Source organism: Herbaspirillum sp. WTB6 (assembly GCF_057457785.1).
In genome coordinates this window covers 3,375,991-3,390,994 of the sequence record NZ_CP176522.1, presented here as the reverse complement: position 1 = coordinate 3,390,994, position 15,004 = coordinate 3,375,991, and the positions used below count along the sequence as shown (strand labels likewise).

Below are 15,004 nucleotides of genomic sequence, written 5' to 3'. Positions count from 1 at the left end.
CGTACTTAAATTATATTCTTAAGCTAACTTGACATTTCCCTTAAGCTGTCTTACGATGGTTCCATCGCATCACCAAACACAGCCAGCCAGGCGAAGGGGAGAAGAGGATGGAAACGAAACAGGACGCAGCAAGCGCACCCTACACCCTGCGCTTCATCGAATGGCAGTGTGGCCACCACGGCACACGCCCCGCGGACATTCCAGTCCACAGCATCGAGCAAGCGCAATCCATTCTTTGGGCCATTGCATCCGCAATCAGCCAGCCGGGTAACGCACGTGCTGCCATCTTTGATGATGAACGCGGCGCCGCCATCTACCTCACAGACGACTACGTCGAGCAACTCCCGCAGGAGTTGTCAGCGCGAACGATCGTCTACCACGGCACCGAGGCGGAAATCGCCGAACTGCTGGGCTTGCAAGCGGCATGGGACTACGTCTATGGCGGCACCCTGCCGCAATGGGACGGCACCACTCGGCTGGACGCCATGGAGGTCATCACCAGCCTTGATGCGGCCGCCATAGAGGCCTCCATAGCGCCACCTGACTGGCACGAAGAGCGCATTTCCGTGTGCGATGTTCCGCCGGTCCTCAGGCCGGCCAGCGAACTTCTGGCAGAGCTGCGTGAGGCTGCCGACGAAATGGGCAAGGAAGGCGGTGCCGCATGACTACGCCAGCCAGTTACCGCTGCCGCACACGGCCCCATGGCCAGGCGTGCGAACTCGACCCCGCGCTCGACGCCTTCATCCAGCTCAAGGCGCCAAACGCCACCGAAGCATTCCGCCTGGCGCGCTTGGTCACCCCAGATCGCGTCATCGTGATCGACGTCGAGCGGCTGGATGGCTGAGCAAGCCCCGCCAGCGCCAACACCACACCCCACAACGGAGGCCAACATGCAGCACACCATCAGCATCGCCATCAATGCCGAATCCCTGGACAACACCACTGATTCCCACCTGGCCGCCCTCTGGCACGTCGCCCAGGCCAACCCGGCGCCGTATGGCGATCGTGACGCCGGTGACCTCACCGAAACCATCGGTCGCGAAATCATCCGCCGCTTTTTGGGCGCCACGCGCCCCGAACTGTGGGCCCATCAGGGCCGCGACCATTTCTGGAAGGCGCTGACCGATCACTGTGTTTTCCGCGACGGCCAATGGGTGCCGAAGCGGGCTGATGACAATGCCAACCAGGTCGCGGCGTCGACTACCCCGCCCCGCATCGGTGCCGACTGGCCCGAGCAAGGCGGCGTCTACGCCGGCGTCGTACGCGGCGAGGATGGGGCCGCCGATCATCACCTGATCCTGCTGCTTGGCGAAGCCGAATCGATCAACTGGAGCGATGCCAAGCAATGGGCCGAGAACGCTGGCGGCGAACTGCCGACTCGGCGCGAACAGGCGTTGCTGTACGCGAACCTGAAGGATCGATTTACGGGCGCCTGGTATTGGTCGAGCGAGCAGTACGCCTCCTACTCCGACCACGCCTGGTGTCAGTACTTCGGCTACGGCGGCCAGGACGGCCTCCGCACGCACGACGAGTTGCGTGCCCGCGCCGTCCGCAGATTAGTCATTCAGTAATTCAACCCTTTCATGACCGCCCTCCTCCAGGCGTTTGATGCCCGCATGGTGCCGTTCGCCGAGCGGCATCCGGCCATCAGCGCGATTGGTCTTATTTTGATCATCGGATTTTTAGGGAGCTTCTCCCCATGAGCACACAACAACTATTCACGCTGTCATTGACACCGCTGTTTCGCTGGCTGCGGCGCCTGTGGATTAAACGCCGGCTCTATGCGATCGACTACCACCTGGCGTTCATTGCATCCGAACGCGAAAACGGCTTCCAGGCGGAGCGCCTCCTGCATGCCGAGCAGGCACTGCTGCAGTCGGAACTGCGCGGCTTCTAAGCCATGGCGCCCGTCGAGCCGGATCTGTACGACCTGCAGATCGTGCACCGCAAGTTCGCGTTCCAGATGCCGTTCGCCGACATGCTGAATAACCCGACCCAGAACCGGGTGCTGCGCCTCCTGGCGCGCCAGCACCGTAAGCAGTGTATCCGCTTCGACGTCAAGAAGCGCCAGGCCAACGACCTCGATTAACCGCAACACCATCACCAAGAAGGAGAACCATGAGCAAAGCATTTGCCGTGTTTTTGCAGGACCTGCGCGACGGCCGCGCCCACACAGAGATGTCTGCCCACTTGGCCGAGCTGATCAGCAAAGTCAAGGAGACCGGCAAGGGCGGCGAGCTGTCCTTGAAGATCAAGATCAAGCCCGCCACGCGCGGCGGCGATGTCGACAAGGTGACGATTTCCGACGCCATCACGCTGGCGCTGCCGAAGCCGGATCGCGGCGAGGATTTTTTCTGGTTGACCGACGACAACGACCTGACCCGCAACCACCCGAAACAGCAATCGTTGGAGCTGCGTGAAGCCGCGCCGGCGCCATTGTCCAACCTGAAGAGGGCTCAATAATGACCAACCAGACCAACCCCATCGCCGGCCACGGCGAGACCCTGCAGATCACCGACAGCGCCCTGCAGCACATCGGCGGGATGGCCGTGGCCGCCGCCAATGTCAAGGTGCATGGAGGCACCACGCACCTGCTGGTGCCGGACGGCTACAAGCATATCGACCTGACGGATGCGGTGGAAAAAGCCAGCCCGCTGCCGAACCGTAAGCGCGGCAGGGTTGAGTTGCGCGACATGGAAAGCTTCCTGGTCTATGCAGCAGATCAGAACTGCGCCGGAGCCGGATACATCTACGCCGACCCGGACGCGCGCACACTGACCGCCGTCTTCAACGACCAGAAAGAAAGCGGCCGCCCGGGCTGGCGCGATCACCGCGCCGTGTATGCCGCCGACCTCAGCCGCGAGCTCACCACCTGGCTGGCGCACAACAAGAAGCCGATGGAGCAGGAAGAGTTTGCCGTTTTTCTCGAGGACAACATCGCCGACGTGGTCGAGCCCTCCGGTGACGTCATGCTTGCCGTGGCGCTGACCATGCAGGCCAAGACGGAAGTCAATTTCAGCAGCAGCAAGCGGCTCGACAACGGCCAGGTGCAACTGGCCTACAGCGAAACCATCGACGCCCGCGCCGCCAACGGCTCGCTGGAAATTCCGCGCGAATTCAAGATCGGCGTGCGACTGTTCAAGAGTGGTGAAGGCTATTCGATCAAGGCCCGCCTCAAGTATCGCCTCGGCGCCGGCCGCGTCAAGTTCTGGTACGAACTGGACCGCCCGGAAAACGCCATCGAAGACGCGTTCCAGACCTACATCGAGCGCGCCCGCGAGAGCGAATACACCGTGCTGGTCGGCAAGGCGGGATAACCATCCATCGCCCCAGCCGGAGGTGGGCAAACACCGGCAGCACAGGCGCGGAAATCCTTTCAGCATCGCCTCCGCCGCGTGACTGTGTGGGCAGCCTGGGAAGACAGGCATTTCACAACCCATTCAGGAGCCAGTAATGTCAGCACCACCTACCGCCGCAGATCTGATGCTCAACGCTGCCGGCCATTTGAACGCTCGCGCTGCGACGTATGACAAACCCGATGGCGAGCGCAGCATGGGCCGCGCAGTGCAAGCGTTCAACGCCAAGACCGGGCACGACCTGACCGAAGCCGAGGGCTGGCTGCTGCTGCAGGACCTGAAGGACGTACGACTGTTCCAGCGCCCCGGCTATCACGCCGACAGCGCCGAAGACTGCATCGCCTACGCGGCGCTGAAGGCCGAGGCCAAGGCCAAGGAGTCGGTGCCGGCGCGCGTCGTCACCATCCTCGACAACGACCACTGACCGCCATGGCACACGCAACCCGGCGCACCAAGCGCTACCGCCCGCGCACGGTCAGCCCATTCGGTGGCTTGGCCGCTATCGACCGCCTGCACGCCCGGGCCGAAGACGCCCGGCCGATCGCTGCCGACGACCAGACCGACCTGCAATGCGCCTACTGGCTGGCATTCAACGCCATGACCACAGGAGCCTCCAGCGAAGAAAACTGGAGCATTGTCGTCGTCTCGCTCAATGTCGCGCTGATCCTGACCGAGCGCGGCATCGGCCATGAGTACGAGCCCTACATCGTCAAGGCACTGGATGGCGCCTTCCGCGCGAAGGTCCGCGCCGAGCGGACCGCCATCTGGCGCTACGACGGCGAGGCGATCTGCGCGATCCGCGAAGCCCTGGGCGTCCACGACGAGCAAGTGAAGATCACCAGCAAGGAAGAAATGCGCGCGGCGCTGGCCGAGGTCTACGCGCGCATCAACGGCGGCCATGTCTACCGGAGCGCGCCGGAACACCAACCAAGCGGCATCTAACAGAGGAGAAGTCATGCAAGCCACCCAAGCCATTCCAACCGACGCGACCGCCATTCCGGCCTGCGTCATTGCAATCCCGATCCTGAATTCGGGCGAACACTACGCCGGGATCGTCATCGGCGAAGACGGGATGCCGAGCCACCACCTGATCCTGCTGCCTGGCGAAGCCGAATCGATCAACTGGAGCGATGCCAAGCAATGGGCCGAGAACGCTGGCGGCGAACTGCCAACGCGCTGCGAACAGGCGCTGCTCTATGCCAATCTGAAAAATCAGTTTAAGCGGGACTGGTACTGGTCTGCTGAGCAGTACGCCTCCTACTCCGACTACGCCTGGTATCAGCACTTCGCCAACGGCTACCAGCTCACCAGCCACACGGACTACGAGTTGCGTGCCCGCGCCGTCCGCAGATTAAAAATTTAATCATTCATCCATTTTCAGGGAGCAGCAATGAGCAAAGCACAGTGGATCAAAGAGAACCTCAAGGACGGCGAACAGTACGCCGGCATCGTTCTCGGCAAGGAGGGACAGCCGGACCACCACCTGATTCTGCTGCCCGGCGAAGCCGAGGCACTCACCTGGCAGAAGGCCAAGAAGTGGGCGGCGAAGATCGGTGGCGAACTGCCGACGCGACGCGAACAATCGTTGCTGTTTGCGAACCTGAAAGAGCAGTTCCAGCCGCGGTGGTACTGGTCCGGCGAGCAGTACGCCTCCTACTCCGACTACGCCTGGTGTCAGGACTTCGACTACGGCAACCAGAACTACTACCACACGAGCGGCGAGTTGCGTGCCCGCGCCGTCCGCAGATTAAAAATTCAGTAATTTAGTCCTTTCATCAGCATGGCACTCCACACCAACCTGCCGATCTACAAGGTCGCCTACGATCTGCTCGACGTCATCACGGACCTCGCCAAGAACATGCCCAGGGATTTCAAGGCATCGATCGGCGGCAAGCTCCGTGATGAATGCGTCGAGATCGTGGTACTGATCTTCCGCGCAAACGTCGCGCGCGAGAAAGCGGCCCACCTGGGCACGCTGATCGAGCGGCTGCAAGTCGCCGAGCTGCTGCTCCGGCTCTCGCGCGACAAACGGTTGATCTCGACCGGCCAGTACGCCAAGGCCATCGAATTGACCAACAGCGTCGGCAAGCAGGCTGGTGGCTGGCGCCGTTCCGCACTTTCGCCCGCTTCCTGACGGTCACGGCCATCATGACTGAGCGAACTCTTAATCTGGTTGTGCCGCTGGCTCACGAGGCCACCGCCATGCGCACCACGGAAACCACCGGCAGCTGGCTTGGCAGGTCTGGCGCAGTTTCCCCGCTGATCGGCCCCGGCCTTCGGCTGGGCGACGTAGATAGCACGACAGGACGCAGTACGCCTCCAACTCCGACTACGCCTGGTATCAGAACTTCGACAACGGCAACCAGAACAACAACCACACGAACAACGAGTTGCGTGCCCGCGCCGTCCGCAGATCAAGCCGCGCACCACCATGCTGATTTTTCTTTTTCTGAACTGGTCGAAGCCTATTTCGACTGCCGCAAGAATAAGCGCAACACCGCCAGCGCTCTCGCCTTCGAGCGGGATCTGGAGCGCAACCTGATACGCCTGCATGACGAGTTGGGCGACGGTTCCTACCAGCCTGGTCGCTCAATCTGTTTCATCATCACCCGGCCGAAACCGCGCGAAGTGTGGGCCGCCGACTTCCGCGACCGCATCGTGCACCACCTGCTGTACAACCGCATCGCGCCGCGCTTTTACGCTTCGTTCATCGCCGACACCTGCGCCTGCATCCCCGGCCGCGGTACGCTGTACGCCGCCCGGCGTCTCGAAGCAAAGATCCGTAGTGCTACTGAAAACTGGTCGAAGCCGGTCTGGTACCTGAAGCTCGACCTCGCCAATTTCTTTCCCAGCATTGACAAGCAGGTGCTATGGCAACAGCTTGCGGGGCGCATCACCGAGCCGTGGTGGCAGCAACTCACGTATACCATTCTGTTCCACGATCCACGGCAGGATTTCGAACTGCGTGGCGCTCCGGACATGATCGACCTGGTGCCGCCGCACAAACGGCTGGGCAGCCAGCCCGCGCATCTTGGCCTGCCGATCGGCAATCTGTCCTCGCAGTTTTTTGCCAACGTCTACCTGGACGCGCTCGACCAGCACGCCAAGCACCAACTGCGCGCGCGGCACTACATCCGCTACGTCGACGACTTCATCCTGCTGCACGAATCGCCGCAGTGGCTCAACGCAGCGCTGGCCGACATCGATGCATTCCTGCCTGAGCGGCTGCACGCGCACCTGAATCCGAGCAAGACCATCCTGCAGCCGGTCGATCGCGGCGTCGATTTTGTCGGTCATGTGATCAAGCCGTGGAGCAGCCGCACCCGGCGCCGAACCGTGCGCGAAGCGGTCAGGAGGATCGCCAGCGTGGAAGCAGGCCAGGTGCACGCCTCCGCAAACAGCTATTTCGGCTTGCTGGGTCAATCCGACAGCAGCCACAGCGACCGGGCGGCGCTGGCCAAGGCCGTGATGCGGCGTGGTCATTGCGTTGCGCGCGACCTAACCAAGACCTTCCCTCGGCACGTCTCCAGGGGGCAAATATGACATCCACCCTATCGCGCCTGTCTATTCCTACGCACAGCAAAAATTCAGGACCGTGCGGCAACCGCGATTACTGCGGGCGGCGCGCGTTCTGCGGGTGCGCTACTGAAGCCGCCTTTCCAGCGCGCGACCTGTCGAAACCGACCGGTCAGCAAGGCCTGTTCCGCAAGTTCGACTTGCGGCCGGTTGACGGTAGCCACGCGCCAAGCGGCAAACATCACGGATATCGCTACTCTGTGCTCGACCTTACGCTCTTGCGATCTGATGTGCGTGCGCCACTGGCGGCACATGGCGGAAGGAGGGCTTGTGAGGCCGCCTATTAACTCATTCCTTTTCAAGCGCAGCTATGAGTTCGTCAACGCGCTCCATTCCCAATTCGAATGCCTTTGCCTTGGCCAGTTCGCGCGTTTCGTACGAATTTGCCACCGTTGCACCAGCAAGCTTCTCATTGTTTTTATGTACTCGGTAATGACCGCGCCAGTCGCCAGGTCCATTCTGTGTCGCTGCGAAATGGACTGCATAACCGCAGTAATCCTTTTCCGTAAACATTATCAGTCCCGACATATAACCTCCGTGTTGTTTAAGGAAATCCTAGCATGAAAGAGCGCCCTATCCTTTTCAGCGCGCCGATGGTGCACGCCCTGCTCGACGGCGCGAAGATGCAGACACGGCGCCCGGTTAAGTTCCCGCGCACCCGTGACGCCTTCGTGATGATCGATCACGGCGACGGCTGGTGGCCCTATCAAAGCGACGATGGGGAAAGCGAGCTCTGTAACGACGGGAACGAGCATCCGTACAACTGCCCCTACGGTCAGCCAGGCGACGGTCTGCGTGTCAAGGAAGCCGCCTGGATGTGGTGCGAGCGCCGCCCCAACGGCAAGACCAAGACCGGCCGCGATAAGTGGCTGTATGTGCCGCTGCACTCGGCGCCGGTGATCTACGCTGCAGACCACCCTCAGCGACCGGCGATCGACGTAGTGTCACCGGACACCGGCAATCAATGGGGCTGGCGGCTGAAAATCGGCCGCTTCCTGCCCGCCTGGGCCAGCCGCATCAGGCTCGAAGTGACTGGCGTGCGCGTCGAGCGGCTGCAGGAAATCAGCGAGGCGGATGCGAATGCGGAAGGCGCCCGCTCCACTGATCCTATATCAGGCCGCGTGACACTCGATCCTGCATCGCGCCAAGGTAGTTACGTCACGCACTACAGGCATATCTGGGAATCGATCAACGGCGCCGGAAGCTGGACCGCCAATCCGTGGGTGTGGGTCGTTGAATTTCAACGGGAACACTTGGATCCTGCTGGAAAAAGCCAATAGATCAGCGCCTATTGTCAATATGCTACGCTACCAAACAATACCCAAATTCTCCAAAGAATCCGGCTACACGGAGGACGCGATCAACAGCAAAATCCGCGACGGTGTATGGCTGGAGGGGGACGTTTGGCTAAAGGCGCCGGACGGCCGGCGCCTGATTGATGTTGAAGGATATTGCAAATGGGTCGAGAAGGCACAGGAGTCACCGCAGCGAGCGAAACCTCGATCGAAATCACCTTTACCTTTCGTGGCCAGCGCTGCCGCGAACGAATCAAGCTCGCCCCAACCCCTGCGAATCTAAAGCGCGCCACGCAGCACCGCGCCGCTATCCTGGATTCCATCCAGAAAGGCACTTTCAACTACCGCATTACCTTCCCAGACAGCGCGCGTGCGGCTCTTTTCGTCGAGCGCCAGGGAGAAATCAAGACCGTCGAAAAATATCTGGATGAATGGCTCGAGCACCAACGCGCCCACCTGAAGGCATCGACCTACGACGGCTATCGCAAGATCGTACTGAATCACTTGTCGCCTGGTCTCGGCAAATTGATCTTGTCAGACCTGAAGCGGCTTGACATCAAAGACTGGTGCGCTAAGCAGGGAACGACCAACAAAACCATCCGGAACCGGCTCTCGGTGCTGCGCGCCGCGCTGGGCGATGCACTGCAGGATGACCTGATCGAATCGAACCCACTTTACGGCTGGCAATGGAAAAGCAAGGAAGCGCCGGATAGCGACGACGACGTCGATCCATTCACGGCCGAGGAGCAGACCGCCATTCTAGGCAAGCTACACGGGCAGGAGCGCAACCTTTTCCAGTTCGCATTCTGGACGGGCATGCGCACGTCCGAACTGATCGGCCTCGAGTGGGGGGATGTGGACTGGCACCGCGGGACGGTGCAGGTAAGACGCTCGCTGACCAGGGCAGCGATCGTAGCCAAAAGCGAAGGGGAAACACCAAAGACGCGAGCCGGCCGGCGCGACGTCAAGCTACTCGCCCCGGCGCTTGAGGCGTTGCTCTCTCAAAAGACTTTCACGTATCTGGCCAACAACCAGATATTCAGCAACCCTCGCACCGACAAGCGCTGGAGTGGCGACCTGGTGATTCGCGAAGCCTGGAAGCGCGCGCTGAAGTTGGCGAAGATCCGCTATCGTCGACCGTATCAGACCCGGCACACTTTCGCCAGCATGATGCTGACTGCCGGCGAGTCGCCAATGTGGGTGGCTCAACAGATGGGCCACAAGGATTGGACGATGATCGCCCGCGTGTATGGCAAATGGATCAAAGACGCGCAGCCAGAAGCCGGCAATAAAGCGGTCGCGATGTTTGGAAATGCTGGCAAAAATGTTGGCATTTCAATGCCAACATCACCCCATTCAGACCCATCAGATGACCAAGAAAAAAGCGCGCAACCGTTATAAATCAATAGGTTACGCGCTTGCTATTGGCGGAGAGAGGGGGATTCGAACCCCCGATAGGCTATTAACCTATACACGCTTTCCAGGCGTGCGACTTAAACCGCTCATCCATCTCTCCTGAATCCGTACTTCGTTTTGACGAAGCCGCTGATTATAGCAAAATTCTGCCCGGGAAAGATGGTTTCACCGGCGCCCAGTGCTTGCGAAATGGCACGACGCCCTTCTGCTGCGCTGGCGCGCCGCCAGCCTCTCATCGCGCCTGTTTCAACTGCTCCAGGATGGCCGGGTTTTCCAGCGTCGAGACGTCTTGGGTGATTTCCTGCCCGCGTGCCAAGGTGCGCAGCAGGCGCCGCATGATCTTGCCGGAGCGGGTCTTCGGCAGGTTGTCGCCAAAGCGGATTTCCTTCGGCTTGGCGATCGGGCCGATTTCCTTGGCAACCCAGTTGCGCAACTCCTGCGCGATCTGCTTGGCTTCCTCGTCCTGCGGCCGGCTGCGCTTCAAGACCACGAAGGCGCAGATCGATTCGCCGGTGGTGTCGTCCGGCTTGCCGACCACCGCGGCTTCGGCCACCATCGGATTGGCTACCAGCGCCGATTCGATTTCCATCGTGCCCATCCGGTGGCCGGAAACGTTCAGCACGTCGTCGATGCGCCCGGTGATGGTGAAGTAGCCGTTTTCTTCGCTGCGGATTGCGCCGTCGCCGGCCAGGTAGGCGCCGCCCAGTTCCGGCGGGAAGTAGTTTTTCTTGAAGCGTTCCGGGTCGTTCCAGATGGTGCGGATCATCGACGGCCAGGGGCGCTTGACGACCAGCATGCCGCCCTGCCCGTTCGGCACTTCGTTGCCGGATTCGTCGACGATGGTGATCTGGATGCCGGGCAGCGGCAGGGTGCAGGAGCCCGGCACCATCGGCGTGGCGCCCGGCAGCGGGTTGATCATGTGGCCGCCGGTTTCGGTTTGCCACCAGGTGTCGACCACCGGGCAGCGCTCGTTGCCGACGTTCTTGTAGTACCAGACCCAGGCTTCCGGGTTGATCGGTTCGCCGACCGAGCCGAGAATCCGCAGCGAGGAGAGGTCGTAGCGCTTCGGGTGGACGGCTTCGTCGGCGGCGGCGGCCTTGATCAGCGAGCGGATCGCGGTCGGCGCGGTGTAGAACACCGAGCATTTGTGGCGCGCGATCATGTCCCAGAAACGGCCGGCGTTCGGATAGACCGGGATGCCTTCGAAGACGATTTGCGTGGTGCCGACCGCCAGCGGCCCGTAGGTGACGTAGCTGTGGCCGGTGACCCAGCCGATGTCGGCGGTGCACCAGAAGACGTCGGTCGGCTTGATGTCGAATGACCAGCGCATGCTTTGCGCAGCCCACATCAGGAAGCCGGCCGAGGAGTGCTGCACTCCTTTCGGCGTGCCGGTCGAGCCGGAGGTGTAGAGGATGAACAGCGGGTGTTCGGCGCCGACCCATTCCGGTTCGCATTCGGTGGCCTGGCCGGCGACCAGGTCGTGCATGTATTGGTCACGACCGGCGAGCATGTCGATCGGGGCGCCGGTGCGCCGGTAGACGATGATGTTCTTCAGCGTAGTGCAGCCGCCCATGCCGATCGCTTCGTCGACGATTGCCTTCAGGGCCAGGTGCTTGCCGCCGCGCACCTGCTCGTCGGCGGTGACCACCGCGACCGCGCCGGCGTCGATGATCCGTTCCTGCAGCGATTTGGCGGAGAAGCCGCCGAATACGACCGAGTGGGTGGCGCCGATCCGGGCGCAGGCCTGCATCGCGACCACGCCTTCAACCGACATCGGCATGTAGATGACGACGCGGTCGCCTTTCCGGATGCCGAGCGCACGCAGGCCGTTGGCGAATTGGCAGACTTTCCGATGCAGCTCGCGATAGGTGACCTTGGTGACGTCGCCGCCGTCGGTTTCGAAGATGATCGCGACCTTGTCGGCGTTGCCGTTTTGCAAGTTGACGTCTAGGCAGTTGTAGGAGACGTTCAGTTGCCCATCCTCGAACCATTTGTAGAACGGCGCATTCGATTCGTCCAGCACCTTGGTAAACGGCTTGTGCCAGTGCAGATTCTCGCGCGCGCGCGCGGCCCAGAACCCTTCATAATCGCGCTCGGCTTCGGCTCGCAACGCGCGGTAGGCATCCATGCCCGAAATCGCCGCGTGCTTGACCAGCCCCGCCGGCGGCATGAATACGCGATTTTCTTGTTTGACGGATTCTGTCTCTGCCATGGTCTCTGCTCCGAATATTGGTTTGTAGTAGGAAAAATCGGGGTTAAACATATACATTTACACTTACTCAAGCCTTACATATTTGCTTTTCAATAACAAATCCGCGATCGTCGCCAACCAGGCACCCCTTTCTGGCCCACCACCATCTCGCTGTTTTCCGCTTGACATAGTGCCTTTAAAATACTAGCCGGCATCGTAGTCGTCAAGCCGCAGCCATGCCCGACTCGGCAGCACGTCGGCTGCCGCCCGCGAGTGTAAAATGCGGGGGCGGCTTGTGTTGCCATCCGTACAGATCAGATTTTGCGCGCCAGCCCCATCGCCGCCGCATTCTGCTGCAACCCCCTGATGTTGATTGTCGAGCACCGTGGCTGCACCGGATTTGCCCATCAATTCGCCTGAAAATTCCGCCAACCTTTCATTGAAAATCGTCATGACCGTCATCAAGCAAGAAGACCTCATCGAATCGGTAGCCGCAGCGCTGCAATACATCAGCTATTACCACCCGGTCGATTACATCCGCCATCTGGCGCGCGCCTATGAAAGCGAGCAAAGCCCGGCCGCCAAGGATGCGATCGCCCAGATCCTGACCAATTCGCGCATGTGCGCCGAGGGCCACCGGCCGATCTGCCAGGACACCGGAATCGTCAACGTGTTCCTGAAGATTGGCATGGGCGTTCGCTTTGAAGGCTTTTCCGGCTCGATTGTCAATGCCGTCAACGAGGGCGTGCGGCGCGGCTACCTGTATCCGGACAACACCTTGCGCGCCTCGATCGTGGCCGACCCGCTATTCGAGCGCAAGAACACGCGCGACAACACGCCGGCTGTGGTGCATATGGAAGTGGTGCCGGGCAACACGGTCGACGTCCAGATCGCGGCCAAGGGCGGCGGCTCGGAAAACAAATCGAAATTCGTGATGCTGAACCCATCCGACTCGCTGGTCGACTGGGTCATGAAGACGGTTCCGACCATGGGCGCCGGCTGGTGCCCGCCCGGCATGCTCGGCATCGGCATCGGCGGCACCGCCGAGAAAGCGATGCTGATGGCCAAGGAATCGCTGATGGAAGACATCGACATGACCGACCTCCTGGCGCGCGGCCCGCAAAACAAGACCGAAGAGCTGCGCATCGACTTGTACCAGAAGGTCAACGCGCTCGGCATCGGCGCCCAGGGTCTTGGCGGCCTGACCACCGTGCTCGACGTCAAGATCAAGATGTACCCGACCCACGCTGCCTCCAAGCCGGTGGCGATGATTCCGAACTGCGCCGCCACGCGCCATGCCCATTTCGTCCTCGACGGCTCCGGCCCGGTATATATCGACCCGCCGGCGCTCTCCGAATGGCCGGATGTGCATTGGGCGCCGAACGCTCAAAAATCGAAGCGGGTCGACATGGATTCGCTGACGCGGGAAGAAGTCGCGTCCTGGAAACCCGGACAAACGCTGCTGCTGAACGGCAAGATCCTGACCGGGCGCGATGCCGCCCACAAGCGCATCCAGGACATGCTGGCCAAAGGCGAGCAACTGCCGGTCGATTTCGCCAACCGCGTGATCTACTACGTCGGCCCGGTCGATCCGGTGCGCGACGAAGTGGTCGGCCCGGCCGGCCCCACCACTGCCACCCGCATGGACAAGTTCACCGACATGATGCTGGAAAAGACCGGGCTGATCGCGATGATCGGCAAGGCCGAACGCGGCCCGGTGGCGATCGAGTCGATCAAGAAGCACCAATCGGCGTACTTGATGGCGGTGGGTGGCGCCGCCTACCTGGTGTCGAAGGCGATCCGCAATGCGCGCGTGGTCGGCTTTGCAGATCTCGGGATGGAAGCGATCTACGAATTCGAGGTGCGCGACATGCCGGTCACGGTCGCGGTCGATGCGCAAGGAACCTCGGTGCATGAAACCGGGCCGAAGGAATGGCAGCAACGGATCGCCGCGATTGCGCGGGCGCGCGGCGCCGCCACCCAGGAGTAAGGCAGGTAGAGCGTTCGATGCCAGCCAGCTTCCAGAAAGAATCGCCAATGGGGTCGCACGGCCCCATTGGCATTTTTGATTCGGGCGTCGGCGGCCTGTCGGTGTTGCGCCATATCCGCCAGGCGCTGCCACGGGAAAACCTGCTGTACTTCGCCGATTCCGGCTTCGCCCCGTACGGCGACAAGCCGGAAGCGGAAGTGCTGGCGCGCTCCTTGCAAATCGCCGAATTCCTGCTGGAGCGCGGCGCCAAGGCATTGGTGGTCGCCTGCAATACTGCGACCGCGGTCGCGATTGCCGCGCTGCGGGCACGCTACCCGCAATTGCCCGTAGTCGGCATCGAACCCGGCCTGAAACCGGCGGCAGAAAAAACGCAGACCAGGATCGTCGGCGTCCTGGCAACCGGGCGCACGCTGGCCAGTGAAAAGTTCGCGCTATTGCACCAACGCATTGCCACTGCCAGTGGCGTCGATTTCCTGCTGCAGCCATGTACCGGCCTCGCCAGCCAGATCGAGAAAGGCGAACTGCGTTCCGCCGCCACCGCCAGCCTGGTGCAGCAATACGTGGCGCCGCTGCTGGCGCGCGGCGCCGACACCCTGGTGCTCGGCTGCACCCATTACCCCTTCATCCGGCCGCTGATCGAAGAGAACGTGCATCAACTGGATGGGCGCGCGATCCTGATCCTGGATACCGGCCTGCCGGTCGCGCGCCAGCTTGCCCATCTACTGGCAAAAACTGGGCTGGAGCGCACGGCGCTGGAAGCCGGCACGATCGCGGCCTTCACCAGCGGCCGCGAGCAAGCCCTGGCGGCGGCCTTTGCCAACCTGCTGCAACTGGCGCCATCGATTGCCGGCGTGCCGGACGCGCTATCGGCTTAAGGCAGGCCCAGCCGCGGGATTCGGCCGCCAAAAAGAAAAAGCCCGGTTCGAAAACCGGGCTTTTTCCTGAATCTGCTGGGGTGGCCGATGGGACTCGAACCCACGACGACAGGAATCACAATCCTGGACTCTACCAACTGAGCTACGGCCACCATTGAACGATTATCGCGATCGCGCTAATCAAGCAAGCCTGCGATTATACGAACTTTGCGCGACGCTGGCAAATCGGAATCGTCGCGCCGGACATTACCGCCATCAAACCCTTGTCCAGTCTGCGCCTGGCCGGCTGGGCAAGCTTCGCTCCA

General features: G+C 61.6%; 20 protein-coding genes and 2 tRNA genes. 17 read left to right on the top strand and 5 right to left on the bottom strand.

Annotated elements, in window-relative coordinates:
• The first annotated feature begins 107 nt into the window (after positions 1-107).
• The 13 genes from ACK2VC_RS15815 (at position 108) to ACK2VC_RS15755 (ending at position 6,899) form a co-directional block, all read left to right on the top strand.
• Positions 108-665 carry a hypothetical protein gene (locus ACK2VC_RS15815; protein ID WP_486731337.1) on the top strand — a complete coding sequence of 186 codons (558 nt, stop codon included), beginning with the start codon at positions 108-110 and terminating at the stop codon, positions 663-665.
• On the top strand, positions 662-844 hold the full coding sequence (locus ACK2VC_RS15810; protein ID WP_486731336.1) for a hypothetical protein: 183 nt from the start codon (positions 662-664) through the stop codon (positions 842-844). The genes ACK2VC_RS15815 and ACK2VC_RS15810 overlap by 4 nt, the downstream gene beginning before the upstream one ends.
• A gap of 46 nt (positions 845-890) precedes the next feature.
• Positions 891-1,571, top strand: a complete 681-nt coding sequence (locus ACK2VC_RS15805; protein WP_486731335.1) for an Lcl C-terminal domain-containing protein — start codon at positions 891-893, stop codon at positions 1,569-1,571.
• A gap of 128 nt (positions 1,572-1,699) precedes the next feature.
• Positions 1,700-1,897, top strand: coding sequence for a hypothetical protein (locus tag ACK2VC_RS15800; RefSeq protein ID WP_486731334.1), 198 nt, complete (start codon positions 1,700-1,702; stop codon positions 1,895-1,897).
• A 3-nt stretch (positions 1,898-1,900) separates the two neighbouring features.
• Positions 1,901-2,089 carry a hypothetical protein gene (locus tag ACK2VC_RS15795; RefSeq protein ID WP_486731333.1) on the top strand — a complete coding sequence of 63 codons (189 nt, stop codon included), beginning with the start codon at positions 1,901-1,903 and terminating at the stop codon, positions 2,087-2,089.
• A gap of 29 nt (positions 2,090-2,118) precedes the next feature.
• Positions 2,119-2,463: a hypothetical protein gene (locus tag ACK2VC_RS15790; RefSeq protein WP_486731332.1), complete on the top strand. Its 345-nt coding sequence runs from the start codon at positions 2,119-2,121 to the stop codon at positions 2,461-2,463.
• Entirely contained in the window at positions 2,463-3,317 is an 855-nt protein-coding gene (locus ACK2VC_RS15785) for a DUF2303 family protein (protein WP_486731331.1), read from the top strand. Before ACK2VC_RS15790 ends, ACK2VC_RS15785 begins: the two co-directional genes overlap by 1 nt.
• Positions 3,318-3,453: 136 nt before the next feature.
• Positions 3,454-3,780 carry a hypothetical protein gene (locus ACK2VC_RS15780; protein WP_486731330.1) on the top strand — a complete coding sequence of 109 codons (327 nt, stop codon included), beginning with the start codon at positions 3,454-3,456 and terminating at the stop codon, positions 3,778-3,780.
• Positions 3,781-3,785: 5 nt separating this feature from the next.
• Positions 3,786-4,298, top strand: a complete 513-nt coding sequence (locus ACK2VC_RS15775) for a hypothetical protein (RefSeq protein WP_486731329.1) — start codon at positions 3,786-3,788, stop codon at positions 4,296-4,298.
• A 13-nt stretch (positions 4,299-4,311) separates the two neighbouring features.
• Positions 4,312-4,719 (top strand): Lcl C-terminal domain-containing protein, encoded by a 408-nt coding sequence (locus tag ACK2VC_RS15770; RefSeq protein WP_486731328.1) that lies wholly within the window; start codon positions 4,312-4,314, stop codon positions 4,717-4,719.
• 27 nt (positions 4,720-4,746) lie between these two features.
• A complete protein-coding gene (locus ACK2VC_RS15765; RefSeq protein ID WP_486731327.1) occupies positions 4,747-5,118 on the top strand; it encodes an Lcl C-terminal domain-containing protein in 372 nt (123 codons plus the stop codon).
• An 18-nt stretch (positions 5,119-5,136) separates the two neighbouring features.
• Positions 5,137-5,490, top strand: coding sequence for a four helix bundle protein (locus ACK2VC_RS15760; protein WP_486731326.1), 354 nt, complete (start codon positions 5,137-5,139; stop codon positions 5,488-5,490).
• Positions 5,491-5,504: 14 nt separating this feature from the next.
• Positions 5,505-6,899 (top strand): RNA-directed DNA polymerase, encoded by a 1,395-nt coding sequence (locus tag ACK2VC_RS15755; RefSeq protein WP_486731325.1) that lies wholly within the window; start codon positions 5,505-5,507, stop codon positions 6,897-6,899.
• A 321-nt stretch (positions 6,900-7,220) separates the two neighbouring features.
• Here the strand turns inward: ACK2VC_RS15755 and ACK2VC_RS15750 are convergent, their stop codons facing one another.
• Entirely contained in the window at positions 7,221-7,460 is a 240-nt protein-coding gene (locus tag ACK2VC_RS15750) for a hypothetical protein (protein WP_486731324.1), read from the bottom strand.
• A gap of 32 nt (positions 7,461-7,492) precedes the next feature.
• On the opposite strand from ACK2VC_RS15750, the gene ACK2VC_RS15745 reads away from it, so the two are divergent.
• Together ACK2VC_RS15745 and ACK2VC_RS15740 are read left to right on the top strand one after the other, a co-directional pair.
• Positions 7,493-8,212 carry an ASCH domain-containing protein gene (locus ACK2VC_RS15745; RefSeq protein WP_486731323.1) on the top strand — a complete coding sequence of 240 codons (720 nt, stop codon included), beginning with the start codon at positions 7,493-7,495 and terminating at the stop codon, positions 8,210-8,212.
• 177 nt (positions 8,213-8,389) lie between these two features.
• Entirely contained in the window at positions 8,390-9,628 is a 1,239-nt protein-coding gene (locus ACK2VC_RS15740; RefSeq protein ID WP_486731322.1) for an Arm DNA-binding domain-containing protein, read from the top strand.
• Positions 9,629-9,652: 24 nt separating this feature from the next.
• Here ACK2VC_RS15740 and ACK2VC_RS15735 read toward each other — a convergent pair.
• From ACK2VC_RS15735 to ACK2VC_RS15725, 3 genes are all read right to left on the bottom strand, one after another.
• Positions 9,653-9,743: transfer RNA gene (locus tag ACK2VC_RS15735), tRNA-Ser, on the bottom strand.
• Positions 9,744-9,875: 132 nt separating this feature from the next.
• Positions 9,876-11,855, bottom strand: a complete 1,980-nt coding sequence (acs, locus tag ACK2VC_RS15730; protein ID WP_486731321.1) for an acetate--CoA ligase — start codon at positions 11,853-11,855, stop codon at positions 9,876-9,878.
• Positions 11,856-12,038: 183 nt separating this feature from the next.
• Positions 12,039-12,287, bottom strand: coding sequence for a hypothetical protein (locus ACK2VC_RS15725; protein WP_486731320.1), 249 nt, complete (start codon positions 12,285-12,287; stop codon positions 12,039-12,041).
• Between ACK2VC_RS15725 and ACK2VC_RS15720 the strand changes: the two genes are divergently transcribed.
• Positions 12,286-13,824, top strand: a complete 1,539-nt coding sequence (locus ACK2VC_RS15720; protein ID WP_486731319.1) for a fumarate hydratase — start codon at positions 12,286-12,288, stop codon at positions 13,822-13,824. The two genes, ACK2VC_RS15725 and ACK2VC_RS15720, sit on opposite strands and share 2 nt — an antisense overlap.
• Before the next feature lie 17 nt (positions 13,825-13,841).
• Positions 13,842-14,699 carry a glutamate racemase gene (gene murI, locus ACK2VC_RS15715; protein WP_486731318.1) on the top strand — a complete coding sequence of 286 codons (858 nt, stop codon included), beginning with the start codon at positions 13,842-13,844 and terminating at the stop codon, positions 14,697-14,699.
• 76 nt (positions 14,700-14,775) lie between these two features.
• Here murI and ACK2VC_RS15710 read toward each other — a convergent pair.
• Positions 14,776-14,851 (bottom strand) — tRNA-His (locus ACK2VC_RS15710).
• Positions 14,852-15,004: the final 153 nt, after the last annotated feature.

Coding starts and splice junctions, on each gene's coding strand:
- ACK2VC_RS15815 (WP_486731337.1), top strand. CDS start 108: ATGGAAACGAAACAGGACGCAGCAAGCGCACCCTACACCCTGCGCTTC.
- ACK2VC_RS15810 (WP_486731336.1), top strand. CDS start 662: ATGACTACGCCAGCCAGTTACCGCTGCCGCACACGGCCCCATGGCCAG.
- ACK2VC_RS15805 (WP_486731335.1), top strand. CDS start 891: ATGCAGCACACCATCAGCATCGCCATCAATGCCGAATCCCTGGACAAC.
- ACK2VC_RS15800 (WP_486731334.1), top strand. CDS start 1,700: ATGAGCACACAACAACTATTCACGCTGTCATTGACACCGCTGTTTCGC.
- ACK2VC_RS15795 (WP_486731333.1), top strand. CDS start 1,901: ATGGCGCCCGTCGAGCCGGATCTGTACGACCTGCAGATCGTGCACCGC.
- ACK2VC_RS15790 (WP_486731332.1), top strand. CDS start 2,119: ATGAGCAAAGCATTTGCCGTGTTTTTGCAGGACCTGCGCGACGGCCGC.
- ACK2VC_RS15785 (WP_486731331.1), top strand. CDS start 2,463: ATGACCAACCAGACCAACCCCATCGCCGGCCACGGCGAGACCCTGCAG.
- ACK2VC_RS15780 (WP_486731330.1), top strand. CDS start 3,454: ATGTCAGCACCACCTACCGCCGCAGATCTGATGCTCAACGCTGCCGGC.
- ACK2VC_RS15775 (WP_486731329.1), top strand. CDS start 3,786: ATGGCACACGCAACCCGGCGCACCAAGCGCTACCGCCCGCGCACGGTC.
- ACK2VC_RS15770 (WP_486731328.1), top strand. CDS start 4,312: ATGCAAGCCACCCAAGCCATTCCAACCGACGCGACCGCCATTCCGGCC.
- ACK2VC_RS15765 (WP_486731327.1), top strand. CDS start 4,747: ATGAGCAAAGCACAGTGGATCAAAGAGAACCTCAAGGACGGCGAACAG.
- ACK2VC_RS15760 (WP_486731326.1), top strand. CDS start 5,137: ATGGCACTCCACACCAACCTGCCGATCTACAAGGTCGCCTACGATCTG.
- ACK2VC_RS15755 (WP_486731325.1), top strand. CDS start 5,505: ATGACTGAGCGAACTCTTAATCTGGTTGTGCCGCTGGCTCACGAGGCC.
- ACK2VC_RS15750 (WP_486731324.1), bottom strand. CDS start 7,460: ATGTCGGGACTGATAATGTTTACGGAAAAGGATTACTGCGGTTATGCA.
- ACK2VC_RS15745 (WP_486731323.1), top strand. CDS start 7,493: ATGAAAGAGCGCCCTATCCTTTTCAGCGCGCCGATGGTGCACGCCCTG.
- ACK2VC_RS15740 (WP_486731322.1), top strand. CDS start 8,390: ATGGGTCGAGAAGGCACAGGAGTCACCGCAGCGAGCGAAACCTCGATC.
- acs (WP_486731321.1), bottom strand. CDS start 11,855: ATGGCAGAGACAGAATCCGTCAAACAAGAAAATCGCGTATTCATGCCG.
- ACK2VC_RS15720 (WP_486731319.1), top strand. CDS start 12,286: ATGACCGTCATCAAGCAAGAAGACCTCATCGAATCGGTAGCCGCAGCG.
- ACK2VC_RS15725 (WP_486731320.1), bottom strand. CDS start 12,287: ATGACGATTTTCAATGAAAGGTTGGCGGAATTTTCAGGCGAATTGATG.
- murI (WP_486731318.1), top strand. CDS start 13,842: ATGCCAGCCAGCTTCCAGAAAGAATCGCCAATGGGGTCGCACGGCCCC.